The sequence below is a fragment of the Paenibacillus vortex V453 genome (genome assembly GCF_000193415.1).
GTDB classification, from domain to species: Bacteria; Bacillota; Bacilli; order Paenibacillales; family Paenibacillaceae; genus Paenibacillus_AQ; species Paenibacillus_AQ glucanolyticus.
The window spans coordinates 1-24,685 of the sequence record NZ_ADHJ01000022.1; the positions used below are offsets into that span (position 1 = coordinate 1).

Below are 24,685 nucleotides of genomic sequence, written 5' to 3' on the forward strand. Positions count from 1 at the left end.
ATGAAATAACCGTGTCTAACTTTTGGGGGTAACTTCAGAGTCAGATCCGGTACAGCCTTTTTTTATTGACATTATATTGTGAAATTAATCACAATAATAAGTGAATATCTATGCTACTATAAAGATGTAATTAGATACTCCATTATGTTAGAGAAGGGAACGATTCATATGCATACCGATCAAGTGACGATAAATTTCCTCCGCTTGTGTTACCATTGTGATGATGCATGTTTATGCGATACGGAGGAACAATGCCTGGCATGCTGGAATGAACAGGAACTGACACCTGAGGATCAAGAAATGACAGGACAAGAAGAGACAACAAAATGGCTGAGATTGGCTTACGATTGAATGTGAATGGCGATGAGAAGGAAAATGAATAGATCAGGGTGTTTGAGTCCCACGAAGAAGCTGAAAGCTGACCAAGAGCAGAGACCAGCTTCTTTTTGGCGTTTTCAGAAAGGGACAAGTTCTTTAAAATTTCAATCAAACTTTCCACGACATATGAGTTAAATTGTCCAAGAAGAAGCATATACATATTTCAAGACAAGGTGGAGGGGGGAGCCGTATGGGATCGGGATCAGATTGGATGTTCGATTTTTTCGGCAGCGTAATGCCCGTGTTTTTCATCGTCGTCATCGGGATCATTTTGCTGTCGGCCGGTAAGGGAATCTTGCAGTGGAGTCAGAATAACCGACAGCCTTTGCTATCGGTTGATTCCAAAATTGTGAGCAAGCGAACGGAAGTGAAACACACGCAGCAGACAGATGATACGATGTCGAGCCGTACTCGTACCACCTATTATCTTACTTTTGAAGTTGAGAGCGGAGATCGGATGGAGTTTATTGTAAACGGTGAAGAATTCGGCATGTGTGCGGAAGGTGACGAGGGGCTACTGCGTTTCCAAGGTACCCGGTATTACGGATTTGCACGGCACCCGAAGGCACATCTCGGCGTGGTGAGGGGTTATGAGCATCCTAAATAAATGTCGGACTTGATTTTAGTCAGCTTCCTCCTGTGGTATATAATGTAGGAGAAAAAGGAGGAGCTGCGAATGAATTTTGAGAATAAAACAGTCGTGATTACGGGCTCTGCCAATGGGATAGGCCGCGGATTGGCGGAAGCCTATGCTGCAAGCGGAGCGCGAGTCATATTAAGCGACTTTAACGAGGAGCAGGGAAGCCTGGCGGCACACTCCTTGACGGAACAAGGACTGAAGGCGGCCTTCATCCCTTGTGACGTACGAAAGGAAGAAGATATTAAACGCCTCATGGCAGAAGCCGTTCAACATGGCGGTTCGATCGACATCCTGATCAACAATGCAGGAGTATCCCGCTGGAAATCTCCCTATGAGCTGTCTGTTGAGGATTGGGACGATGTCATGAATACCAATGCCAGAAGCTGTTTTCTTGCGACGCGTGAAGCCGCATTATATATGAAAAAGTCGGGTGCAGGCGGAGCTGTTGTCAATATATCCTCCACACGCTCCATCATGTCCGAGCCGAATTCAGAAGCCTACGCGGCTTCCAAAGGAGCCATTGTTGCATTGAGTCATGCGATGGCAATTAGTCTTGGACCTGATCGGATTCGGGTGAATTGCATTAGTCCGGGATGGATTGAGACCGGCAGCTATGACAATCTTCGCTCGGAGGACCACAAGCAGCATCCAGCGGGGCGGGTGGGAGTTCCTGCTGATATTGCCAAAGCCTGTTTCTATTTCACCGATCCGGATAATGACTTTGTGACAGGTGCGCATCTTGTCGTTGACGGGGGCATGACCCGCAAAATGATCTATGAGCCTTAAGCTGAATCGGATTGAACCCCAAAAAGGAGCGTCTCTATGGAGGCGTTCCTTTTTTTTGCGTTGTTCTTGCGGCCGCTGAGAATGTTGAACCACTGAGCAATTAGAGGACACACCACACTTCGATGAGGCTAATTCATCTCATGGATTGGCGTTATCGCTTCTGATGAGCACAGCATGGTGGAGGAATTTCGTTGTGGCCTTAGTGGAGGCTGAAGCCTTCGAGCATGATACAAATTCGTGATCGATTAACATTTTTGAAGATGGCCTGTTCATGTTAAATAAAAACAGTATGATGTAATTAATGTAAGTACGGAAGATATATAACCATTGAAACCGGAAGGAATGAGGGTATGGGGAAGTCGACGACAACCAGTGCAAGAATGGAGCGTTCCAATCGCGTGTCCGTGTTCGTTACATTGCTCATGTCCTATCTTGTCGTGCTGTTGATCCCGGTCATTGTATTCGGCGGATTGTATGCTCGTATTGAGAAGATTATGATCGAGAACGCGAATAACAGCAACATGGCGCTGATTGAGCAAGCCAAGCAGGTAGTGGACGGCCGATTGGATGAGATGCATTTGATTTCCCGGAATATCACGTCGAATCCAAGGCTGGACGCGCTGCTCAAGGCAGGCTCGCCTCAGAATGGCATCGAGCATTACAATTACTTCAGCTTTATGCAGGAAATGCAGCGTTACCGCAACAGCAGCAGCTTTATTACTGATTTTTATGTCTATTTAAGGGAGAGCAACACGGTTCTGAGTCCAACCTTAAAGACAACCTCAAGCGTTTTGTTCTCCGATATTTATGGATATGAAAATCTAACCTATGAACAGTATCGGTCGGATATCCTGCACGGCGTTCACTTTAACCGTTACTTGCCCGTGACGGAGGTCGGGAAAGGTTTGAATCAGAAACGGATGCTGACATATATGCAAACGCTTCCATTTGGAGAGAAGAACCATCCGAAAGGTGCGCTAATCATGCTGATTGACGAACGACAGATTACAGGGCTCCTGGAAGAGATCGTGAAGACAAATCATGGGACGATATATATCAAGGATGCCAGCGGACAAGTTATTTTAAGTGCCGGAGCAGCCTCGGTCAGCCGAGTCGGGAAGACACCGGAGGATCATCCGATGATGACTGTGTCGGCAATCTCGAAGAGAAGCGGGTGGGAATACGTATCCATCGTGCCCGAGAAAGTGTTCATGGAGAAGGTCAATATGGTCAAAAGAATGGCCGCCGGCGTTCTTGTGATCTGTCTGGCCGCCGGGGTAGCCGCTTGCGCGTTCATGACTTATCGGGCGTATTATCCGCTGCGTGACATTATCCGTTTTATTCGGCAGGCGCACCCGGCACGGGAGGGGGCCGTTCGCAATGAATATGATTTCATCAAATCGACGATGGCCGATTCCTTTGGCAGGCAGACGGAGATGAGGGAGCAGCTGTCCAGGCAAACGCCGGTCATCCGCTCCAACTTTTTGCAGCGTTTATTGAAGGGTAATGTGGACGCAAGTGATATGTCCGATCATGCCATGGCGTTCATGGGCATCTCGTTTCCGGAGCGGGGGTTTGCTGTTGCCTTGATCGAGCTCAGGGATGCCAGTGGATTTATTCATAACGAGCGCGAAAGCGAGTGGGCACTGATCCGGTTCGTTACCGGCAAGGTAGCGGAGGAAATCCATCCTTTTGCCGCTTACTCGGTGGAACTGGAGAAAAATCTGGTTGCTATCATATTAAACGTGCCCGACTCTCAGCAGTGCGGGCTAGAGGAATTGGTTGAATGGGCGGAGCAGGTGAAACAGGTCATCGAACTACGCTTCAAAACCGTGACAACGATCGGAATCAGCGGGATTCATACAGGCCCCGGATGTTTGTCCAGCGGTTATACCGAGAGCCTGAAAGCACTCGAATATTCCATATTTACAGCCTATAAACCGATCCTGTTCTATGATGAAATGAAACAAAAGACGGAGGTGTATTATGATTTTCCCATCGAGACGGAGGTCAAGCTCATTAACGCGATGAAGAGCGGGGATGTCGATAAAGCTCAAGACATTATTCAGTGCCTGTACAGCAACAATTTTATGGGCAAGTCCATCTCACCGGATCTGGGGAGACTCCTCTTCGCGAACCTGCTCAGCACAATGTTCAAACTGCTCAATGCTTTAAATTTGAAGTATGAGGACATCTTCGGAACAGCTGGCAAAACAATCGAGGATATCACCGAAGGCAGCACAGTGGAAGAGTTATATCAGGAGGTGAAGTGGATGTTCGGCAAGGTCTGCTTGTACGTGGGAGAGCAGAGAGGAGATTCCTCTTCACTGCTGCTGGAAAAAATCAAAATCTACATCGAAGATCATCACAACGATACCATGATCAGTCTGGCTTCCATCGCCGAGCAGTTCAACATTACGCCCCCGTACCTGTCGGCTTTCTTCAAGAAGAACAGCGGCACCAACCTGACGGATTATCTGGCCAAGATTCGGATCGAGCATGCCAAGGAAATGATGAAGGATGCCAAAAACACGATTTCACATATTGCCCGTTCCGTCGGTTATACCAGCGATGTGGGTTTTATCCGGGTATTCAAAAAATATGAAGGAATAACCCCGGGAAAATACAAGGAAACTCTGCATTCTCTACCATCCACCTTAAGAAATGATCATCTCAATTCTTAATCTCTGTTAACAGATCATGAATGTGTACGGTATACGATGAAGGCGCTTTGACCCTAGAATTTAAACAGGGCTGATTCACTTCGGTCCTTGGTTAAATCGGATGATCATTCAAACAGGAAAAAGGGAGGCGTCGTGATTTGAAAACAAACCAAAAAACGAGCGACAAGGCTGGCAATTTTCATATTAATCGTAGCCATGCTGGCTGGATGCAGCGGGAAAAGCTCGGGAGCTCAGAATCCTGCGGGCGAAAAAGGGCAGGAAGGAGCCGGTGTTTCTTCAAAGGGTGAGCCGGGTTATCCGGGACAGCTGACGTACTGGGTATCTCTTAACGCCAACGCATCGGCAACGATGCAGGATATGAACGGGATTGCAGCTTATCAGGAAATGGAGAAATTGACGGGGACCCGGCTTAAGTTTCAGCATCCCCCTGCCGGACAGGAGGCAGATGCCTTCAATATTATGGTATCCTCGGGCAATTTGCCAGATGTCATCGAGTACGGCTGGGCTAATGTATCCGGCGGACCGGACAAAGCCATTTCGGATGGAACGATCATTCGACTGAATGAGCTGATTGAAGAGCATGCACCGAATATATCAAAGCTGTTAAACGAGCATCCGGAATACAAAAAACTCATAACGACAGACGACGGCAACATTTACGTATTTCCTTTTATCCGCGGGGATGAGTATTTGCTGACCTATAACGGCATCATTCTCCGCGAGGATTGGCTTGAGAAATTAAAGCTGTCCGTACCGGAAACGATGGATGAGTGGCATGAAGTGTTAACCGCATTCAAAACCAAGGATCCAAACGGGAACGGGCAGGCCGATGAAATTCCGCTCCTGCTTGACTTGGATATGACGGCATTGAATCATGCGTTTATCGGAGCCTGGGGAATTACGACAGGGTTTTACCAGGTGGATGGCAAGGTAAGCTACGGCCCTATTCAACCGGAGTTTAAATCGTATTTGGAGACGATGAGCAAATGGTATGCCGAAGGGCTGATCGATCAGGATTACGCCGCAACAGATGCCACACTGAAGGATGCCAAGGTGACTAACAATCAATTGGGCGCATTCTCCGGATACATGGGAAGCAGCTTGGGCCGATATTCGGAGCTTAGTGCTGAAATACCAATCCGGTATGTGAAACTGTTGGGTGCTCCTAACGTTGTGCTGAAGAAGGGCGACACTCCGATCCTGGGGCAGAAGGATTCGCCATTTAATGGATTCGGGGCGGCGATTACGAAAGCGAACAAATTCCCGGTGGAGACCGTAAAGTGGCTTGATTATAAGTACGGCGAAGAAGGACATATGCTGTTTAATTTTGGCGTAGAAGGCGTCAGCTACAGCATGAAGGACGGGTACCCGGCCTATACGGACGAAGTGATGAAGAACCCGGATGGTTTATCCATCACCCAAGCGCTGTCCAAATATAACCTCGCCAGCTACTCGGGACCTTTTGTCCAGGATCGCCGGTATATTGAACAGTATTCCGCTCTTCCTCAGCAGAAAGCAGCCATCGAGACATGGATGAAGGCGGATAATAAGCGCTTGATGCCGATTATTTCGCCAACGGCTGAAGAGAGCACTCGTTATGCCTCCATCATGAATGATATTAATACCTATTACGAAGAGATGGTCAATAAATTCATTATGGGCGTGGAGCCAATCAGCGGGTTTGATCAATTCGTCCAGACGCTTCAGGGAATGGGCATTGAAGAAGCGCTTCAGATTCAGCAAGCTGCGCTCGACCGATTCAACAGCCGTTAAGTTGACGAAGCATGCCAAGGGAGAAGTCAGATTTCTCCCTTCCGGCGTGTTCGATCTTGTATCAGAGGAGGGCATTCGGTGCAGCTCAAGGAAGAGACCAACCGCGTTGTCATACGGAATAAACCAGATAGCTTCAAAATAAGAGTTGCAAAGGATTTTCGCCGGAATTCCATGATCTACCTGATGCTGCTTCCGGTTGTGGCATTTTATGCCGTGTTTCATTACGGTCCGCTGTACGGGCTGCAGATTGCGTTCAAAAACTTCTCGGCAGGACTTGGAATATGGCACAGCCCTTGGGTCGGCTTTCAGCATTTCAGCGACTTCTTTAACGGTTTTTTCTTTGAACGGGTCGTATCCAATACGATTTATCCTGGGCGCGTACGACCTGATATTTGTGTTTCCCGCCTCGATTGTGCTGGCGTTGCTGCTGAACGAGGTGCGGCATCGGGTATTTAAACGGACCGTGCAGTCCATTACGTATATCCCTCATTTTATTTCTGTGGTAGTTGTTGTCGGCATGCTGGTGGATTTTTTGTCCGTTGACGGATTGATCAATCAATTAGTGACGTATTTCGGTGGAAAACCGATTTCCTTCATGCGTTTGCCTGAATGGTTCCGAACGATATATACCTCGTCTGCCATCTGGCAGGGGATTGGCTGGGGCTCCATAATTTATCTTGCAGCCATCTCGAACATCGATCCATCCTTGTATGAAGCAGCGAAGGTAGACGGTGCCGGACGGTGGAAGCAGATGCTGCAGATTACACTGCCAGGCATCCTGCCAACGGTTATCATTTTGCTGATCCTGCGGATTGGTTCATTTATGGCGCTTCAGGACGAGAAGATATTGATTATGTATAATCCGGTTATTTATGAGACTGCGGACGTTATCGGCACTTACGTCTACCGCAAGGGGATTCTGGAGGCGAGTTACAGCTTCAGTGCGGCCGTCGGCATGTTTAATTCCCTCATTAACTTTATTCTGCTCATTGGAGCCAATTATCTCAGCAAACGCTTTACCGATACGAAGCTGTGGTAGGAAAGGGGGCCATCTATGCGAACTTCAAAATCAATCAGTGAGGTCATATTTGATGCGGCGAATGTGATTCTTCTATGTTTGCTGTCAATCGTAACGCTGTACCCGTTTCTATATGTATTGTTTGCTTCGATCAGTACGCCTGCCGAGTTCGTTCAGCATCGGGGAATCCTGCTGTGGCCCAAGGGGTTCTCGCTGGATTCCTACCGGATGGTATTTGAGAATCCGAACATCATTCGCAGTTATCTGAACACAATCTTTTATGTAGCGGTCGGAACGACGCTGAACATTCTGATGACGGCTCTTGGAGCCTATGGTCTATCCAGAAAAAACGTCATGTGGAAAAGCACCATTATGATGCTGATTGTCATGACGATGTTTTTCGACGGAGGGCTTATTCCGAAATACCTGTTAATGAAAAACATCGGCCTGCTGGATACGTACTGGGCACTGATTATTCCAAGCGCCATGACAACATGGAACTTGATTATTATGCGAACCGCTTTTCAAGGGGTCCCCGATGCGTTGGAGGAATCCGCGCGGATTGACGGCGCCAACGACTGGACGATTCTGTTCCGGATCATCATTCCGCTGTCGCTGCCGGTCATTGCGGTTATGGTACTCTTTTACGGAGTGTGGCACTGGAATAAATGGTTTGATGCACTCATCTATTTAAGGGACCGGAACTTGTTCCCGCTGCAGCTGATTCTGCGCGAGATTCTGATTCAGAACGACACCAACAGCATGATGACCTCAGTAGGCGGAGGAGACCGGATGCCGGTGGGCGAAACGATCAAATACGCAACAATTATGGTGGCTACGCTGCCGATTTTGTTCCTGTACCCTTTTTTGCAGAAATATTTCGTGAAGGGCGTTATGATCGGAGCCATCAAAGAATAGGAGGAATGTAAAATCATGTGGGAACAAGCCATTCAGGATGCGATCCAAAAGATCAAGAGCAATATGAGCCGATATCCGAAGAAATTTCCGCATATCACGGCGGAGAAGCGTTACGAGTGGGGAGAGAGCAATGACTGGATCGAGGGGTTCTACACCGGAATGATCTGGCTGAGTTATGAATATACGAAGGAACCGTTGTTTAAGGAGACGGCACTAGCGCACTTGGAGGATTATAAGCTGCGCTTACAGGAGAAGCGGCATCTGGATCATCATGACATCGGGTTCCTCTACCTGCCGTCTGCATTAGCGGCGTGGATCGTGGACGAGCATGAAGAGGGCAAACAGCTCGCTCTGAAAGCTGCCGACCATCTGATGCTGCGCTGGCGGGAGGAAGGACAGTATATTCAGGCATGGGGCCGGAAGGGGGACGAGAAGAACGGAGGACGCATCATCATCGATTGCATGATGAATATTCCGCTGCTGTACTGGGCCTATAACCAAACCGGAGATGAGCGATACCGGATTGTGGCTGTGGCGCATGCGGATAAGAGCCGCAGGTATTTAATGCGAGGGGACGACTCCTCGTATCATACGTTCTACTTCAATCCGTCGGATGGAACTCCCATCGGAGGCGGGACGCATCAGGGGTATCACGACGGCTCCACCTGGACGCGCGGCCAGGCTTGGGCGATCTACGGGTTTGCGCTGTCATACCGTTATACCCGTGATGCGAAGTACTTGGATACGGCTATACGAGCGGCACGTCTTTTTTATCAGCCATCTGCCGGAGGATAACGTTGCTTATTGGGATTTCGATGTTCCGGTTGAAGCGGATACACCTCGCGACAGCTCCGCATCTGCGATTGCAGCATGCGGCATGCTGGAAATATTGGAGCATCTGGAGAATGAAGATGGCAATAAAGGGCTATTGACAGATGCGGTCGAACGGTCGATGACCTCCCTGGCAAGCCGATATTCTACTCTTGGAGAGGAAGGGGAAGAAGGCTTGATCAAGCACGGTTCCTATTATGTCAGAGGTGGAATGGGACCGGACGATTATATGATCTGGGGCGACTATTATTATCTTGAAGCACTGCTGCGGCTGACCCAGAGGATACCGGGTTATTGGTATGAGAGAGAATAGGTAGATCAGCTACATGGAACATTGAGGGGATGTCGCGTCATATGCGGCATGCCCTTTTTGTGTAAAATATTTGAAAATCATTGTTCACAATATACTCATTGGCATTGTCGAAATGACTTTGTTATGATGAGGAAGATTCAAATTTGAGATAATGGTTTGGAGGAGATATACGTGTTGAAACATGTGAAAACTTCAGTTTTGCTGACCTTGGGTCTGCTGCTTGTGCTGGTGTTCCCGACAGCAACATGGGCCCATTCCAAGCTGGAAACCAGTACGCCTGCCGCGGATGCCAAGCTGACGGAAAGCGTCAAGGAAGTCAGTCTAACCTTTAATGAAAATATCGATGAAAACTTGAGTACGGTCAAGATTAAAAATGCGCAAGGCGAGTCGGTAGAAGTGTCGGAGGTAAAAGTAACCCAGAGTACGCTGCTGGGTACGCTGGCAGCACCTCTTCCATCCGGTTCTTACACGGTAGAATGGAAGATTGTTGGCGGTGATGGACATCCTGTTGACGGGACGTATGCCTTCGAGGTAGAAGTGCCGGAAGCGGAGACTGCGCCGGAAACACCGCCTGCCGATACCGAAGACACGCCTGCGGATGCCGGTGATGCGCAGGATGAAGGAACACCTGCTGATGACACGGCAGTTGACAACACCGATCAGACCGCGACTGAGGGTCAGCAAGCTGAGAACACTCCGGCTGCCGAATCATCTGAAGGTGGCGGATCTGCTATTTGGATCGCTATTATAGTCATCGTGGCATTTGTCGCAGGATATTTTGGAGTTCGAGCATCGCGGAAGAGAAAATAATGTCTTACTACTGGTTAAGTGAACCGTTCTTATATTTAGCTTATGCCGTTCTGGCAGGTATCACGGTGCTGTCCCTGGTGCCAAAAGCATATAAACCTGAAATTTCCTTGCCAGCCTGGCTGGGTCCGGTTTCAGCTGTGGCCATTATGGTGTGCGGCTTCGTCCCTCTGCTGCAGATTATGATGTTCTTCAAGGATGATATTGGGTTCTGGCAGTCCTTTAACAGTATTATGTTCAAGTTCAGTGAAGGCGAACGTTATGCCTGGATCCTGGTCCTCTCGATACTGCTGGCGGTCTTGACCATCATCGTCCGCCAAAATTCAGGCACGGTATTACGCTGGCTTATGCCGGTTGCCTTGCTGGGTATTGCAGCAGCCATGTCCTCGTTTAACCACGCAGCGTCCTTATTCGAAAGCGCAGGGCAGCTTGCATTTTTTGGCCATTTTACAGCGATGGCCATTTGGACGGGAACTTTGCTGATTACAGGGTGGTTCAGTACGGATCCAGAGCGCTGGGGTGCATTTCTGAGATGGTTTCATCCAGCAGCAATCGTCTGCGTTGTCATCGTGATCGGATCAGGTTTGTTCCTGATGACGGCGGTGACGCCGGATCCCGTGAACAGCTGGACGTTATCCTACGGACAGGCCTTGCTTGTCAAGCACATTCTGATCCTGCCGCTGCTGGTCTTCGCCTTTGTTAACGGTCATCTGGTTAAGCGCAAGCTTCGCCATGACGCAAGCTATCAACCGACGGCATGGGCGCGAAGCGAGAGCATTCTCATCTGGTTGATATATATTGCAACGGGGTATATGAACCAGCAGCCGGCCCCGCATGATGTCACAGATACGCTGGCATCCTACGGTCCTGCTTCAACCTTTGTCTGGTTCCATCCCGGGTTTACGATCGGTGAACTGGCATTTACATGGAGCTGGATAGGGATTCTTAGCCTGTGTATCGGGCTTGTCCTCTTGTGGAATGTCGTGAATGTATTTCGCAGGAACCGCGCGGCTGCCGGCGGACTCTTAAGTGGGTTAGGCGCTGTTGTGCTGATATACTGCGGTCTGATGTTCTCGGTTAATGCAGGCTGAACAAGCCGAGTGATTTGGAATTGAAAAAGGTTCTTGCTGTGTTTGCAGCAAGGACCCTTTTTTTGATACCCCAAAGTATATAAAAGGCTGGAGAAGGTGGTATACTGGAGGAACAACATAGCATATTTTTCCATATTTTAAAAGGATGATAATGGAGGATACATAGAATGGATATTCACAAACAGGTTCGCATGGCATCTCATTCCGATGTCTTCCGTTCTGGTTCAATTGAATGAGGAATTTAATGAAGCTCTAATGCCGCAGGAGGATGTGGAGCGAAGCTTGAAACAGGCGCACGAGATTGTGGCGATTGCTTATTTGAATGATGTTCCTGTGGGATTTGCCTGTGCGCAGTCCTTTCAGTCCTTCTGTTACCCTGAGCTTATGGGCGAAATTACGGAGATGTATGTTCAGGAGCGGGCGAGAAGACAGGGGCTGGCAGGAATGCTTATCGCATACCTGGAGGAACAGCTGGTTGAGCGTGGAGTGAAGACGGTTAAGGTGCTGACAGGTCACGACAACGATCAGGCGATCGGAGCTTATGCCAAGTCGGGTTATATCCAGGAAGATGAGGTTATGCTCGAGAAACGGCTTTAAAGAATCTAGGGTAATTTCATTTTTAGGAATGGAGTGGAGGTGAGTCTGATACTGTGTGATAAAGATCAGTATGTTGAAGAATTGATGATTCTAAAGACCATTGCAGAAACTCTGAATGAGAGCAACGACATGAAGCAAATGCTTCAGACGACGCTTGAACGGCTGCTGGAGTTAACCCATCTTGAGACAGGCTGGACTTTTCTGGTTGGTGATAAACCGGAGTATGATAAGATGGCGGATTTCAATCTCCCTCCAGCTCTAGCCAGGGAAGATAAAAAACCGATGCGATGTGGGGACTGCTTATGTCTTCGTATGCATTGGGCTGGAAGCTTAAATGAACCTGTTACGATTATTGAATGCGAACGTTTATATAACGCAATTGAACAGAGCTGGGGAGAAACCGGCAATTTGACCCATCATGCTACAATCCCCCTGACCGTTCAAGGAAAACGATTGGGGCTGCTGAATGTAGGCTCACCGGGCAAAGAGCATTTCAGCGCGGGTGAGCTGGCACTTTTACAATCTGTTGCTTATCAGATTGGGACTGCCGTTGAGCGGACGAGGCTCTCCGAGCAGAAGGAGAAGCAAGCAGTGGATAGCATATCTCGTTTTATCGTGGATTATTATGCCAAGGCAAGCAAGGTGACAAGATACCTCTGGAAAATTAATGACATGAACAAAATGTATACGGCCATTGTGGAGCAGCTTGCTCAGTCGTTTGACTGGCCAAGTGTAGCCATGATTACGTCTGACGAAAATGATGACTTGCATCTGCGCACCTTTCGGCAGAATGGCGTGACACACAATCTTAAGGAGCTTGTTCGTAAGGGCTCTAAGAAAACGAGCAAAAAAACAGGAAGCGTACATCGTGCGTATGAGGAACAGAAGGTGGTGGTTCATGAAGGTCCGGTTCGGATACTTCCGGGCGTACAGCCTTATATGTATACCGCAGCGCTGCCCTTAAAGCATCATGAGCGTATTTTTCAAACCTATGAGATGGTGGGCGTACTCTTCATTGGTAGGGAGAACCCGTCCTTTAGTGAATTGGAGATCCAAATACTGGAGGTGCTGGCAGAGCATATCTCACTTGCGATTGAAAAGATTTGTTTATATTATGAATGGCAAGATCTGCTATTGGTCGAAGAACGGAACCGCCTGGCGCGGGATTTACATGATTCGGTTAATCAAAAGCTATTCTCTCTATCACTGCTTGCACAAGGGGTTCGCGAGCAGACCCTGCATGAGAATTCGGATACGGCAGAAGCCATGGGTGATATTGGACAGTTGGCTCAGGAAACGCTGACCGAAATGCGGACGTTAATCTGGCAGCTGAGGCCTTCCGGGGAAGCGAAAGGGATACTGGGTTCTTTGAGGGATTATGCCGAGAAGCTTGGCATACAGCTCACGTTTCTCATGAAGGAAATTCCGGAGCTTACAAAGCAGGTGGAAGGGACGCTGTATCGAATCGGCCAGGAGGCGTTAAACAATGTCAGCAAACACGCGGGAACGAATCGCGCATGGATCAGAATGGAGAAGGTCGGTCCCCATTTATATATGAAAATTTCTGATCAAGGGCGGGGGTTTACCCCCAGTTCTTCAGAGCAGCATCACCGTTCGCTTGGGCTTACCAGCATGAAGGAGAGGGCAGCCGAGATCCAAGGAACCTTAAGCATTAGCAGTGAAGAAGGTACAGGGACAATGCTGACAGTCATGGTTCCGTTATGGACTGAGAAAGAGGTTGTAGATGCATGAAGATTAAAGTTCTCATCGTTGACGATCATCTCGTTGTATTAAGGGGCTTGCGTTATTTCTTGCAGACCCAGCCCATGATTGAAATTGTGGATCAGGCGCTGAATGGGCGCGAAGCTCTGGCTAAGGCAGAAATGCTGCAGCCTGATGTCGTATTGATGGATTTGATGATGCCGGAGATGGATGGAGTTGAAGCCACAAAACGGATCACAAGCGAATTTCCTCATATCAAGGTTATCATACTTACCAGTTTTGCCGACCGTGATTCCGTCCTGCCAGCCATCAAAGCGGGAGCCATTGGATATCAGTTGAAGGATATTGAACCCAAAGTGTTGGTAGAGACCATCGTGGCTGCCGTTAACGGGAATCGAATGCTTCATCCCCAAGTGACAAACCAGTTAATCGCTCATGTAGCAACAGACGGGGAAGCTGCCAAAGGGATTGATATTCTGACCAAGCGTGAACAGCATGTACTCGAACAAATTACAATGGGGCGGAGCAATAAAGAGATTGCGGTGGAGCTGCATATTACCGAGAAAACCGTAAAGACGCATATAACTCATATTTTAGGAAAAATGGAGGTGCAGGATCGAACCCAGGCAGCGCTGTATGCGATCAGGAACCATTGGTACGGCAAGTAAATATCAGACTATGGTCGTAGTGAGAGGTCTTATCTTTGGATAAGGCCTTTTTATAATGCTGGCATAAGACCAGCGCTGGACGTAACCCACTTCGAATTGCGGTTTAATGGAAATACAACAATCACCCATAGGGAGGGAATGAAAATGACGATTTTGGTCACAGGTGCAACCGGAAATGTAGGACGTCATGTGGTGGAAGAATTGCTTAAGGCCGGTCATAAGGTAAGGGCGCTTAGCCGCTATCCGGCTTCAGCTAAATTGCCTGCAGCTGTTGAAGTTGTCGGCGGAGATTTAAGTAATCCTGACACTCTGGTACCCGCATTAGAGGGGGTGAGCGGTCTGCATTTAATTACCACTGGAACAGGCTACGTTCCGCTTACGACAGGGAAAGAGATCATTGCAGCTGCCGAAGCAGCAGGGGTTCAGCGAGTGAGTGTATTATGGGACGGAAAGAAAGGTACGGTAGAGCATGCAGTTGAATCAAGCAATCTGGAATGGACACAGCTGCAGCCGGTTGAATACATGTCCAATGTGCTGAGCTGGAGGGAGTCGATACGAACGGAGGGGGTCGTCCGTGATCTTTATGGAGACTCGATCAGTGCATTGATACATGAAGGAGATATTGGACGGGTAGCTGCCGCAGCCCTGACGGAAGACGGTCATGCCGGTAAAATCTATACCTTAACCGGTCCCGAAGCATTATCCGTTCAAGATAAGGTTCGAATCCTCAGCGATCTTATCGGCAGAGACATTCAATTCATCCGCTTAACAGAGGAGCAGGAGCGTAAACGCATGGCGGAACTTGGAGTAGGGGAGGACATCATGGATTATGTCATCAACTGGCATATGAACCCTCCGGTCGAAGCCTACACCGTCAATCCAACAGTTGAAATCGTAACGGGCCGACCTGCCAGAACCTTTGCCGAGTGGGCGCAAGAGCATGTAAAATTGTTCAAAGTTTGAGGACTCCGTTATTAGGAGTTGGACCTCTGTTCAATCGATCCTGGTTTCACTGCGGTACTGACCCGGTGTGAGTCCGGTATTCCTTTTGAATACCGAGTTAAAGGAGTGAATGTCCTTATAACCTACCTTCTCGGCAATTGCACTGACTTTATCCGGGGTCGTTCGCAGCAACTCCCGGCTCATCCGAACACGTACGGTCTGTAAGTAATGATGCCAGCTTTGAGCGGTATATCGGCGGAACAAGCGCTGCAGATGGCGTTCGCTGAATCCGCTGATATGGGCAAGAACCGTTAGCGAAAGCTCGTGCATGTAATGTCTCTCCACGTATTGAAGAACATCTTGAAATGAATGATGTTGAAGTTCTGAAGGCTTTGAATGCAAATGCTCGATTGCCCGGCTGAATTCAATGACCAGCTGAAGAAGCAGAGTGTGCAAATAAACAGCTGACCCACGGATTGGCATGGCATTTTGTTCATAGAGGGAGTCGAACAGCTTCTCGAAACGGTCATGCTGGTCCATAATCGATTTATACCCAAGAGAGCCGTCCTGCATTCGTTGCAGAAAGGATGCTGTATCGGAATCTGAAGCAAAGGCAATCAGCTTGGACAGCAGCCGTACAGAGAATATGCAGTTGTTCACAATGAGCGGCTTCCCGTTTGCAGAAGTAGGCCGGAATACGTGGGACACGCCGAGCGGTATGTAGAAAATATGGCCTTTGCGGACTCGCTGCACCGTGTTCTCCAGATGATGAAAGCCTTCACCTTCCACAATATAAGCGATTTCCAAAAAATCATGGTTATGGTATGAGCCTGAAAAATTCTCCGCATTTCGATTCACGTACATCATGGTGTCATCCCGGAAAAAGCGATCTCCATAGTAGGTTTCCATCGGTCTTTTCATCATATATGCCCCTCCTGGACCATAACGGAAGAAAGTCCGTAATACCGCATGCACTTGTCCGTTATACCCATAATATTGAGATGATGTTCACTTATAATAATAGTTGAAATAGGCACGAATGTGGAATATTGCATTCCGGCAGAAGTCCTATAACCAAGGTGTGTGCCATAAATATGAAGTGAACGGAGGCTTGATTATGTTTAAGGTGACGGACTTGCGGTGTGAGTATCAGCATAACCCGATTGGTATTGGAGAGAGATGTCCTCGTATAAGCTGGAGGCTGGATTCGGATGAAAGAGCGGTCAGCCAAACCGCTTATGAGATTGAGGTTTCGAATCTTCCCAATTTCTCTGATCCTTACTGGACCTCGGGAAAAGTGGCTTCATCACAATCGGTTCATGTTGAATTGGAGGAGCTGGATACAAAATCTTGTAAGCGCTATAACTATCGCGTGCGCCTGTGGAATCAAGACGGGGAATTATCGGAATGGTCAGATATCGCATATTGGGAGACCGGTAAGCTGGAAGGGGAGCAGTGGGCAGGGGAATGGATTTCTGCACCCTTATCGTTGCTGCCCACCGACTCCCCGCATCTGCCGCTCCTCCGCAAAAGTTTCCGGCTGAATTCCTCCGTCAGGCAGGCACGAATATACGCAACGGCATTAGGGCTATATGAGCTGGAGCTTAACGGGCAGCGGGTGGGAGATCGTTATTTCACGCCTGGCTGGACCAGTTATAAGCATACGATTCAGACGCAAACCTATGATGTAACGGACATGTTAAGAACGGAGCAGAATGCGATTGGAGCATGGCTCGGAAATGGTTGGTACAAAGGGCAATTGGGCTGGCAGGAGAAGGGTGCCATCTATGGAGATCGACTAGCCTTGCTGTTAGAACTGCATATAACATACACGGATGGGAGCGAGGAGCTGATCACAACAGATTCAAGCTGGCAGTCAGCCAAAGGTCCGATTGTAATGTCAGAGATCTATCACGGCGAAACCTATGACGCCCGCCTGGAATTCGAGGATTTCAGCACACCGGATTATATGTCTCGCGATTGGCATGGAGTGGAATCGCTGGAGCATGGTTATGACATGTTGAAGCCTCAGATTAACGAACCTGTAAGAGCAATCCAAACGGTACGGCCAACTGAGTGGCTGGTTACGCCTAAAGGCGAGATGGTCATTGATTTTGGACAAAACCTGGTTGGATGGGTCCGTTTCAGTCTTACGGGGACAGAAGGCGCTGTGGTGACACTGGAACATGCCGAAATATTGGATAGCGAGGGGAATTTCTATACCGAGAATCTCCGAACGGCTAAACAAACCATCGGGTACACATTAAAGGGTGATGGCAAAGAAACCTATGAACCTCATTTTACATTCCAGGGCTTTCGGTATGTTCGATTATCCGGATTCACGGAGGAGCAGTTGGATCATGAAGCTTTTGAAGCCGTTGTGGTTCATTCGGATTTTGAAGAGACGGGGACCTTTGAGTGCTCCGAACCCTTGGTGAATCAATTGCAGAGCAACATCAGATGGGGGCTTAAGGGGAATTTCCTCGATGTACCCACGGATTGTCCGCAGCGTGACGAGCGTTTAGGCTGGACAGGAGATGCGCAGATGTTTATTCAGACAGCATCCTATCTGTCCAATGTGTCCCCGTTTTTTACCAAATGGTTATCCGACTTGGCTGCAGAACAGCGTGACGATGGGGCGGTTCCCTTCGTTGTTCCTCATGTGCTCGGCAAGGGTGACTTCGCTTCGGCCGCTTGGGGGGATGCAGCGGTTATATGTCCCTGGACGATCTATGTGAGTTACGGTGATCAGCGAATATTGGAACGGCAATATGAGAGCATGAAGCGCTGGGTTGCCTACATTCAAGGCCAAGGGGAGAATGAATATCTGTGGAATACCGGCTTCCATTTTGGAGATTGGCTGGGACTGGATGCGAAATCGGGTGACTACGTAGGTGCCACAGAGCGGGATTTGATCGCATCGGCGTTTTATGCCTATTCGGTTGAATTGTTGCGGAGGACCGCAGTAGTATTGGGCCAAAAAGAGGATGCGGCCCTGTACTCCAAACTGAAGGAGCAGGTGGTAGCCGCGTTTCGCAGGGAATTCGTGACCCCATCCGGACGCCTTGCGGCATCGACACAGACCGCGCATGTGCTTGCCCTTATGTTCGGATTGCTGGATGAAGCGGCAGAGAAACGGGCAGCAGCCCGTCTTTACACTCTGCTGGAAGAGAGCAAGTTTCACTTGACGACAGGGTTTGTGGGCACTCCTTACATTAGTCATGTGTTAAGTCAGCAGGGCATGCATGACGCAGCTTATAAGCTGCTGCTCCAGCAGGACTATCCTTCATGGCTATATCCGGTCACCAAAGGCGCCACAACGATATGGGAGCATTGGGACGGCATTAAGGAAGATGGCAGCTTCTGGAGTCGCGACATGAATTCGTTTAATCATTATGCGTACGGTGCGATCGGCGATTGGCTGTATCGAACGGTTGCCGGAATCCAGACGGTGGAGGAAGCGCCGGGTTATAAACGAATCGTGATTGCTCCCGTGCCTGGCGAGGGATTGACGTGGGCAGCAGGAACGATCGATACGATGTATGGAAGGGTCCGGTCGTATTGGAGATTGGGCAATGCTGGGGACTTCCGGCTGGAGATAACCATTCCGCCCAATACAACAGCGGAAATCCGTCTGCCTGGTATTTTTGACGGAACGAGGGTAACGGAAGGCGATGGGACGCCACTGCTTGAAGCCAAGGGCGTTCATTCCGCTTGCGATGGCAAAGCCGGCGTTGTGATTCAAGCAGGATCTGGTCATTATCATTTCTGTTATAAATTCACCGGTCATTCCAGTTAGGGATGAATAAAAGTATGAATCTAAAGCTCTGTACCGCGCTGGATTGCGGCACAGAGCTTTTTTCTGTTCAGGAATAAATCATAGGATAGAGGCAGTTCTCTAACCAATTTCATTTTCTTGTCACGAGGATGTAAGAAGTAGGATGTATGATACCCATAATGATATTAACAAAGGATGGGATCTGGATAGGGGACTAGCGGTCAAGTTATCGTTGACGGGAAGTCTATCTTCGATATGAAGGACGATGAGCTGACAGTCTTTCGGAGAAGGAAGATCGGGTTTATATTTTCTAGTTTAGTTCCAATCAGCTCACGTTCCAGCATCTCGAGCCTACGAGGCTCTGCTTCATTTTTTTGTTCTTTCAAATACTTCTGATAAATCGCTTCAAAATCGGTCATGGTACTCCTCCTTCGGAAATAGGGCAAGCTCACAAAAGAACGCCTCGAACAAGCTCCAATAGGCAGCATTCGAGGCGTTCTTCGCATAGAATCGATACGATGATTATAGTATTTAAAAGCATGCAAATAAATTAGGCATAAGCCTATGACAACCTGTTGTTCACCCTCCAATGCACCATCAGAATATTTTTCTGCTACTACTGTCACATTTATGGGCGAATGCACATACGATACAAAGTGATCTTAAGGAAGCGAGGGGAACTCTGTGGCAGTCATCAAAGCAAATTCGAATGATGTGGATCTTCTGGCAAGATTGCTCCGCGCAGAGGCAGAGGGTGAAGGCGAGCAAGGCATGCTCATGGTTGGGAATGTCGGCGTGAACCGGATACTGTCCAACTGCTTGGACTTTATGAACATCCGCAACATGAATGATATGGTGTTCCAGAACCCGGGAGGGTTTGAAGCAACACAAAAAGGCTATTTTTATCAAAGAGCCAGGGAGGCCGACCGGCGCCTAGCCCAAAGAGTTATCAATGGAGAGCGCACCTGGCCGGCAACCAATGCATTATGGTTTTTCCGTCCGGTAGGGGATTGCCCGCCTACCTGGTACAACCAGCAGAACACAGGCCGCTTTAAAGCACACTGCTTCTTCAGTCCAACATATGGCGATTGCCCGGCAGTTTATTGATCCACGTTGTACATCCGCATATTGCGGAAGATATACATTAAAGGAGGAAATTACTTATGTACTACAATCAAGGTGTGCCACCTGTGAACTTCATGAATGGAGTGCGTTATCCGGGAGTGCCTGGTCGCGGAACAGCAGGTTATACGGCCAACATTCCACCGGAGGTTCCAAGCGGAAGCCCGATCACTCCGGGAGGCACTGTAATGCCGGCCCCTCAATTCGAGCAGTCTTACGTTGAGAATATTCTCCGTTTGAACTTGGGCAAACAGGCTACCTTTTACATGACATATGAAAACAACTCGCAATGGAATGCAAAAGTGTTCACTGGCGTAATCGAAGCTGCTGGACGCGATCATATTGTCATTAGCGAACGTTCGACTGGACGCCGTATCATCCTGCTGATGGTGAACCTGGATTATGTCGTATTTGATGAGCCGCTTCATTACCAATATCCGGGTGTTATAGGCAACCCGCCGCCAACTTCAAGATAAGCCAACGGAAATACGAATAACCCTTGTTTACACCATGTAAACGGGGGTTATTTTATTTGGGCTCACCAGGCTAATATTCAGCGAAATGCGGTTTTTGTCCTAGGGAGATGCGGGGATTCATAGTAATCTTTTAACATTTTGAATGTTTATTCATAGAATATATGAATTCACCGGAAATGAGGGTTAATGGCTGAGAATCAAATTATAGCTTGTAACAACGCTTATTAATGTCATAAGACAACGTTTGACTGTGTATCGTAGTACTATATAATTACTTATATAGCTTGATTACGACGGAATAAGATAAGGAGATGAGACCATTGGGAAGTTGATGCGTTGTCCGAACACGTTGTTATGCTTGATGGCACCACACATTTTTAATAACCGAAGGAGGTGTTCCTATTCGTCATAGCATGCTGTATGGCGGGTAGGAGATCGATTGAGTGACCCCTTACCGAGTTGGATAAGCTTAACCTTGGTATTGTTTCTCGTCCTGTTAAATGGATTCTTTGTATCAGCTGAATTAGCTTTTGTTAAGGTAAAAAGCAGTCGGATTGACGCTTTGGTTGAAGAAGGACATAGACGTGCAAAATTTGCACAGAACATACTGAAGAATCTGGACGGATATATATCCGCTTGCCAGTTTGGTATCACCATCGTGTCCATTGGACTTGGATGGATCGGCGAAAGAACCATATCCGCCATGATCACGCCTTGGTTCAACGGCATAGGATGGAGCAATACGGCTGTTCATACCGTTTCCTTGGTGATTGCATTTATCTTGATTGCACTCATGCACATCGTATTTGGTGCCATGGCACCTAAGACGGTGGCTGTTCGCAAAGCGGAACAAATCACGCTGCTGTCGGCAGGTCCGCTGAGAATATTTTATACCATCATGTTTCCATTTATCTGGTTTGCCAACGGTCTTTCTAATAACGTTCTCCGAATATTCCGGATGAAACCTCGTGGTGGAGTCGCAACGTTCACACCGAGGAGGAGCTTCGGGATATGATGAAAGAGAGCAGTGAGAGTGGGATGATGGATAATACGGACATGGTATTGGTGGACAACGTTTTTGAATTTGCCGATACCACAGCTAGGGAGATCATGATCCCAAGGACAGAGATGATCTGTTTATACAATAATCTTTCATTGGAAGAAAATCTGAAAATTGCAAGCGAGGGGATGCGAACCCGTTATCCGATCTGTGACGAAGACAAGGATCATATCATTGGCTTCATTCACATCAAGGATCTGATGCGCGGTTACGTCCGTGACCAGCTTTCCCTGATTCGCCCGATTATTGCTGTTCCTGAATCCATCAAAATCAGCGAGCTGCTGCGAAGAATGCAGCGGAGCAAGACGCAAATTGCCATTCTGATCGATGAATACGGCGGGACTTCAGGCCTTGTAACGCTGGAGGACATCATGGAAGAAATCGTCGGAGAAATTCAAGATGAGTTTGACGAAGAGCGTCCGGGAATTGAGAAGGTGGGGGAGGATGAATACTCCATTGATGGATTGATGCTGATTGATGAAATTAATGACCAATTTGGTCTGAATGTGGATACAGAAGACTATGATACCATCGGTGGATGGCTGTCCTCACGTCTTGAGGTGCTGCTCCCGCATAAAGGTCAGTCTATCTTGTATGAGGACTATCACTTTGTGATTGAGGAGACCGAGAATAAACGAATCTCGCGCATTCGTCTGATCAGGCAAGAGCAGCAGCTGCTTCAGGAAGAAGCAGGCGCGTGAACTGGATATTAGAAGAAGCAACGACAAAATATGTCGTTGCTTCTTTTTATTTGCAGAAAAGTTTCAAAAATTATATCAAACCTTGAAGAATTAGATACTTTTGTGCTGACATCACGTGTTAAAATATGGATGTTCCTAATAAATAGAAAGAAAGGTGATGTTATGTCAAAAGTACGCAGTTCTAAACGTATGGCTTCAACTCTTGCAGTCAGTGTTCTATTAAGCTTATCTCTGGCGGGAGGGGCTTACGCGGATTCCGCTACTGACATTGCACCAGGTGCCTTAACTACACCGCCACCAGTAGAAATGAATCTGAATTCTTCTTTTAACCTCTTAGCCAACAAGTACCTGATTAACTATTATTCTACAATTAGCAAGGTAAATAGTACCCAGGTAAGCCTTAACGGATTTACAGGAGCAGGACAAGCTGTAGATACAATTGGTATTAATTTTGTCCTACAGAGATGGACCGGGTCGGCTTGGATAGATACTGGAAGTGCTTATGAAAACGGTTCAAACAAAACTTCCCTCAGCGGTATTAAAAACTTCAGTGTTCAGACAGGTTATTATTACCGGGGCAAGACCATTCACTGGATTAATGAGAATGGTACATATGAAGAAGCGACTTATTATACGAATTCTATATTAGCAGAGCAATAATTCCGGTATATAAAACAAAGAAGCGCACTTTTCTGAAGTGCGCTTCTTTAGTTTATCTGTGCATTTTGTTTCAATGTATGCTGTTTGCTATCTTAATTAATTCATCTCTTGAGAATAATCCGCTGATATTTACCAATATCTTGTCATTATCATGCAAAAAACGGAGATTCGTTTCGGTCAGGTAGGCCACAGCTCCTGATTTCAGTGTCAGTGTCTCTGTCACTTTCCCTCCAAGGCCGATGGATCTTTCGGACGACATGTCAATGAGATCAATGTAAAATACCTTTTCATCTGTATTTTTGTAATGAAGATGCAGATCCAAGAGCGGCGCGGTCTCACTTTCCGCGATTCCTGTTGCCTCATAGAACTCAAAGCCTTTCGGGATATACCCAATTTGAGGTATCTTGAATAATACACGCTTTTGTGACTCAATGAGGGATTCATCAGAATCAGCAAATGGAATATCCTCAGTTTCGACCAATTCGGCTGGTGGTACTGGATCAGCGTTATTTGGTATAGGTGTTGCATCCGGTGGCGGGGCAGTAAGAGCTTTGCTTGGATCGACGGGCTCTTTCTTACCGAATATCTGGCCCGTTATGCCGTTGCCCCAATCCACGATTTGTTGGTAAATGGGCGACACGGCTTGTGTAACTGTTGGTTGAGAGAATATTAAAGCCCCAATTAACATGGATGCAGCAACGATACCGGAAAACTGTAATCTGCGTCGTTGTTGTTTTCGTTTGTTTAACTTCTCGACTTGTAATTTGACTTGCTGCCAAGATTGACGTTTCGATTCGTTGTCAGTGGGGAGTGAGGAACATGAAGCTGCACGATCAAAGGCTTCGTCAAAGGCCTCATCAAACCAATCATCGTATTTTTCGTTGCTCATCCAATTCACCCCACTCTCTATACAGCATTTTCTTTACGGACTCTCTCGCTCGGAACAAGCGCTGCTTGACGATCTCTTCGCGTGTATTCAGCAGCTCGGCGATTTCCCTGTACGTCAGACTGTGTTTCCACCGATATTCAATCAATAACCTGTATTCAGGCTTGAGTTTGTCGAGGTACTGCTCAATGGATTCCTCCAGCATATTCGACTCCACCTGGTGTTCCACGTTCGCGGAGGAGACCGCTACGTCCTCTTCATTAATAAAAACACTATCAACATCCACTTGGTTACGGTATTTTTTATTTTTTCTTAAATAATTCATGGTTGAGTTTTTAGCGACGACGCGCAGCCATCCCCGCATCTTGCTTTCCATTTCGAAGTTAGGCTTGCTTGTAATCACTTTTATAAAGGACTCCTGAATGATATCCTCAACAGCAGCATGATCCCGTACGACATACAATATTTGTCCATATACGAGATCATAAAATTCATAGTAAATTTCTTCCTGAATAGGTTCGCTCAAATCAGCGAAATCTGCTGCAAGGAGGAGCTGTAATCGGTTGGACACGCGATATTCCCCTCTCTGGTGTAACCATCCTATTTCTCTCATCATTTTACAACATATCAGATAAAAAAGCCCTACAATTTCAAATAACAGCTAGACTCTGGTGATTGATGTTGGTGAAGTATGTAACGACGTATTCCTCAGGAATTCGACTCTTAAACAAATCGTCATTCTCGAGTAGGTTTGGGATATCTCAAGGGTACGCCCATCTCTTCATGATATGTTCGGTAATCTAAGGATATTAATCGAAATAGGATGCATCATTG

The 24,685-nt window shown here is 47.6% G+C and carries 18 protein-coding genes and 4 pseudogenes; 19 read left to right on the forward strand and 3 right to left on the reverse strand.

Annotated features, from left to right (window positions below):
- Positions 1 to 568 precede the first annotated feature (568 nt).
- The 13 genes and pseudogenes from PVOR_RS13310 (at position 569) to PVOR_RS13370 (ending at position 15,189) form a co-directional block, all read left to right on the forward strand.
- Positions 569 to 985 (forward strand): DUF2500 domain-containing protein, encoded by a 417-nt coding sequence (locus PVOR_RS13310; RefSeq protein WP_006209756.1) that lies wholly within the window; start codon positions 569 to 571, stop codon positions 983 to 985.
- Between the two features lie 69 nt (positions 986 to 1,054).
- Positions 1,055 to 1,804, forward strand: a complete 750-nt coding sequence (locus PVOR_RS13315) for an SDR family NAD(P)-dependent oxidoreductase (protein ID WP_006209757.1) — start codon at positions 1,055 to 1,057, stop codon at positions 1,802 to 1,804.
- 350 nt (positions 1,805 to 2,154) lie between these two features.
- Complete coding sequence (locus PVOR_RS13320; RefSeq protein ID WP_006209758.1) at positions 2,155 to 4,488, forward strand: AraC family transcriptional regulator; 2,334 nt, start codon at positions 2,155 to 2,157, stop codon at positions 4,486 to 4,488.
- A 195-nt stretch (positions 4,489 to 4,683) separates the two neighbouring features.
- Positions 4,684 to 6,261, forward strand: a complete 1,578-nt coding sequence (locus PVOR_RS13325; RefSeq protein ID WP_006209760.1) for an extracellular solute-binding protein — start codon at positions 4,684 to 4,686, stop codon at positions 6,259 to 6,261.
- Between the two features lie 78 nt (positions 6,262 to 6,339).
- Positions 6,340 to 7,300 (forward strand): annotated as a pseudogene (locus PVOR_RS13330) (ABC transporter permease).
- A 15-nt stretch (positions 7,301 to 7,315) separates the two neighbouring features.
- Positions 7,316 to 8,197: a carbohydrate ABC transporter permease gene (locus PVOR_RS13335; RefSeq protein WP_006209762.1), complete on the forward strand. Its 882-nt coding sequence runs from the start codon at positions 7,316 to 7,318 to the stop codon at positions 8,195 to 8,197.
- 15 nt (positions 8,198 to 8,212) lie between these two features.
- Positions 8,213 to 9,341: pseudogene (locus tag PVOR_RS13340) on the forward strand (glycoside hydrolase family 88 protein).
- A gap of 171 nt (positions 9,342 to 9,512) precedes the next feature.
- Positions 9,513 to 10,151 (forward strand): copper resistance CopC family protein, encoded by a 639-nt coding sequence (locus tag PVOR_RS13345; RefSeq protein WP_006209763.1) that lies wholly within the window; start codon positions 9,513 to 9,515, stop codon positions 10,149 to 10,151.
- Positions 10,151 to 11,239, forward strand: coding sequence for a copper resistance D family protein (locus PVOR_RS13350; protein WP_006209764.1), 1,089 nt, complete (start codon positions 10,151 to 10,153; stop codon positions 11,237 to 11,239). Before PVOR_RS13345 ends, PVOR_RS13350 begins: the two co-directional genes overlap by 1 nt.
- A 207-nt stretch (positions 11,240 to 11,446) precedes the next feature.
- Positions 11,447 to 11,836 (forward strand): GNAT family N-acetyltransferase, encoded by a 390-nt coding sequence (locus tag PVOR_RS13355; RefSeq protein ID WP_006209765.1) that lies wholly within the window; start codon positions 11,447 to 11,449, stop codon positions 11,834 to 11,836.
- Positions 11,837 to 11,875: 39 nt separating this feature from the next.
- A complete protein-coding gene (locus tag PVOR_RS13360; protein WP_006209766.1) occupies positions 11,876 to 13,588 on the forward strand; it encodes a GAF domain-containing sensor histidine kinase in 1,713 nt (570 codons plus the stop codon).
- On the forward strand, positions 13,585 to 14,226 hold the full coding sequence (locus PVOR_RS13365; RefSeq protein ID WP_006209768.1) for a response regulator: 642 nt from the start codon (positions 13,585 to 13,587) through the stop codon (positions 14,224 to 14,226). Before PVOR_RS13360 ends, PVOR_RS13365 begins: the two co-directional genes overlap by 4 nt.
- A 144-nt stretch (positions 14,227 to 14,370) precedes the next feature.
- Complete coding sequence (locus PVOR_RS13370) at positions 14,371 to 15,189, forward strand: NmrA family NAD(P)-binding protein (RefSeq protein ID WP_006209769.1); 819 nt, start codon at positions 14,371 to 14,373, stop codon at positions 15,187 to 15,189.
- A 30-nt stretch (positions 15,190 to 15,219) separates the two neighbouring features.
- Here the strand turns inward: PVOR_RS13370 and PVOR_RS13375 are convergent, their stop codons facing one another.
- Positions 15,220 to 16,092: an AraC family transcriptional regulator gene (locus PVOR_RS13375; RefSeq protein ID WP_006209770.1), complete on the reverse strand. Its 873-nt coding sequence runs from the start codon at positions 16,090 to 16,092 to the stop codon at positions 15,220 to 15,222.
- Between the two features lie 193 nt (positions 16,093 to 16,285).
- On the opposite strand from PVOR_RS13375, the gene PVOR_RS13380 reads away from it, so the two are divergent.
- The 6 genes and pseudogenes from PVOR_RS13380 (at position 16,286) to PVOR_RS13405 (ending at position 22,965) form a co-directional block, all read left to right on the forward strand.
- Entirely contained in the window at positions 16,286 to 18,967 is a 2,682-nt protein-coding gene (locus PVOR_RS13380) for a glycoside hydrolase family 78 protein (RefSeq protein ID WP_040680584.1), read from the forward strand.
- A gap of 192 nt (positions 18,968 to 19,159) precedes the next feature.
- Positions 19,160 to 19,273, forward strand: a pseudogene (locus PVOR_RS31715) (ABC transporter ATP-binding protein); the annotation flags it as partial.
- Between the two features lie 357 nt (positions 19,274 to 19,630).
- Positions 19,631 to 20,053 carry a cell wall hydrolase gene (locus PVOR_RS13390; protein WP_006209773.1) on the forward strand — a complete coding sequence of 141 codons (423 nt, stop codon included), beginning with the start codon at positions 19,631 to 19,633 and terminating at the stop codon, positions 20,051 to 20,053.
- Between the two features lie 56 nt (positions 20,054 to 20,109).
- Positions 20,110 to 20,544, forward strand: coding sequence for a spore coat protein GerQ (gene gerQ / locus PVOR_RS13395; protein ID WP_006209774.1), 435 nt, complete (start codon positions 20,110 to 20,112; stop codon positions 20,542 to 20,544).
- Positions 20,545 to 20,983: 439 nt separating this feature from the next.
- Positions 20,984 to 22,305, forward strand: a pseudogene (locus PVOR_RS13400) (hemolysin family protein).
- A gap of 30 nt (positions 22,306 to 22,335) precedes the next feature.
- Positions 22,336 to 22,965 carry a hypothetical protein gene (locus tag PVOR_RS13405; protein ID WP_006209775.1) on the forward strand — a complete coding sequence of 210 codons (630 nt, stop codon included), beginning with the start codon at positions 22,336 to 22,338 and terminating at the stop codon, positions 22,963 to 22,965.
- Between the two features lie 70 nt (positions 22,966 to 23,035).
- Here PVOR_RS13405 and PVOR_RS13410 read toward each other — a convergent pair whose 3' ends face one another.
- Positions 23,036 to 23,854, reverse strand: coding sequence for a DUF4367 domain-containing protein (locus tag PVOR_RS13410; protein WP_006209776.1), 819 nt, complete (start codon positions 23,852 to 23,854; stop codon positions 23,036 to 23,038).
- Positions 23,832 to 24,422: an RNA polymerase sigma factor gene (locus PVOR_RS13415; RefSeq protein ID WP_006209779.1), complete on the reverse strand. Its 591-nt coding sequence runs from the start codon at positions 24,420 to 24,422 to the stop codon at positions 23,832 to 23,834. Before PVOR_RS13415 ends, PVOR_RS13410 begins: the two co-directional genes overlap by 23 nt.
- Between the last annotated feature and the right edge of the window lie 263 nt (positions 24,423 to 24,685).

Excerpts from the sequence above, each read along its gene's own strand:
- PVOR_RS13325 (WP_006209760.1), top strand. The coding sequence starts at position 4,684 with ATGCTGGCTGGATGCAGCGGGAAAAGCTCGGGAGCTCAGAATCCTGCG.
- PVOR_RS13365 (WP_006209768.1), top strand. The coding sequence starts at position 13,585 with ATGAAGATTAAAGTTCTCATCGTTGACGATCATCTCGTTGTATTAAGG.
- PVOR_RS13355 (WP_006209765.1), top strand. The coding sequence starts at position 11,447 with ATGTCTTCCGTTCTGGTTCAATTGAATGAGGAATTTAATGAAGCTCTA.
- PVOR_RS13320 (WP_006209758.1), top strand. The coding sequence starts at position 2,155 with ATGGGGAAGTCGACGACAACCAGTGCAAGAATGGAGCGTTCCAATCGC.
- PVOR_RS13375 (WP_006209770.1), bottom strand. The coding sequence starts at position 16,092 with ATGATGAAAAGACCGATGGAAACCTACTATGGAGATCGCTTTTTCCGG.
- PVOR_RS13335 (WP_006209762.1), top strand. The coding sequence starts at position 7,316 with ATGCGAACTTCAAAATCAATCAGTGAGGTCATATTTGATGCGGCGAAT.
- PVOR_RS13310 (WP_006209756.1), top strand. The coding sequence starts at position 569 with ATGGGATCGGGATCAGATTGGATGTTCGATTTTTTCGGCAGCGTAATG.
- PVOR_RS13410 (WP_006209776.1), bottom strand. The coding sequence starts at position 23,854 with ATGAGCAACGAAAAATACGATGATTGGTTTGATGAGGCCTTTGACGAA.
- PVOR_RS13405 (WP_006209775.1), top strand. The coding sequence starts at position 22,336 with ATGTCGTTGCTTCTTTTTATTTGCAGAAAAGTTTCAAAAATTATATCA.
- PVOR_RS13370 (WP_006209769.1), top strand. The coding sequence starts at position 14,371 with ATGACGATTTTGGTCACAGGTGCAACCGGAAATGTAGGACGTCATGTG.
- PVOR_RS13380 (WP_040680584.1), top strand. The coding sequence starts at position 16,286 with ATGTTTAAGGTGACGGACTTGCGGTGTGAGTATCAGCATAACCCGATT.
- gerQ (WP_006209774.1), top strand. The coding sequence starts at position 20,110 with ATGTACTACAATCAAGGTGTGCCACCTGTGAACTTCATGAATGGAGTG.
- PVOR_RS13350 (WP_006209764.1), top strand. The coding sequence starts at position 10,151 with ATGTCTTACTACTGGTTAAGTGAACCGTTCTTATATTTAGCTTATGCC.
- PVOR_RS13315 (WP_006209757.1), top strand. The coding sequence starts at position 1,055 with ATGAATTTTGAGAATAAAACAGTCGTGATTACGGGCTCTGCCAATGGG.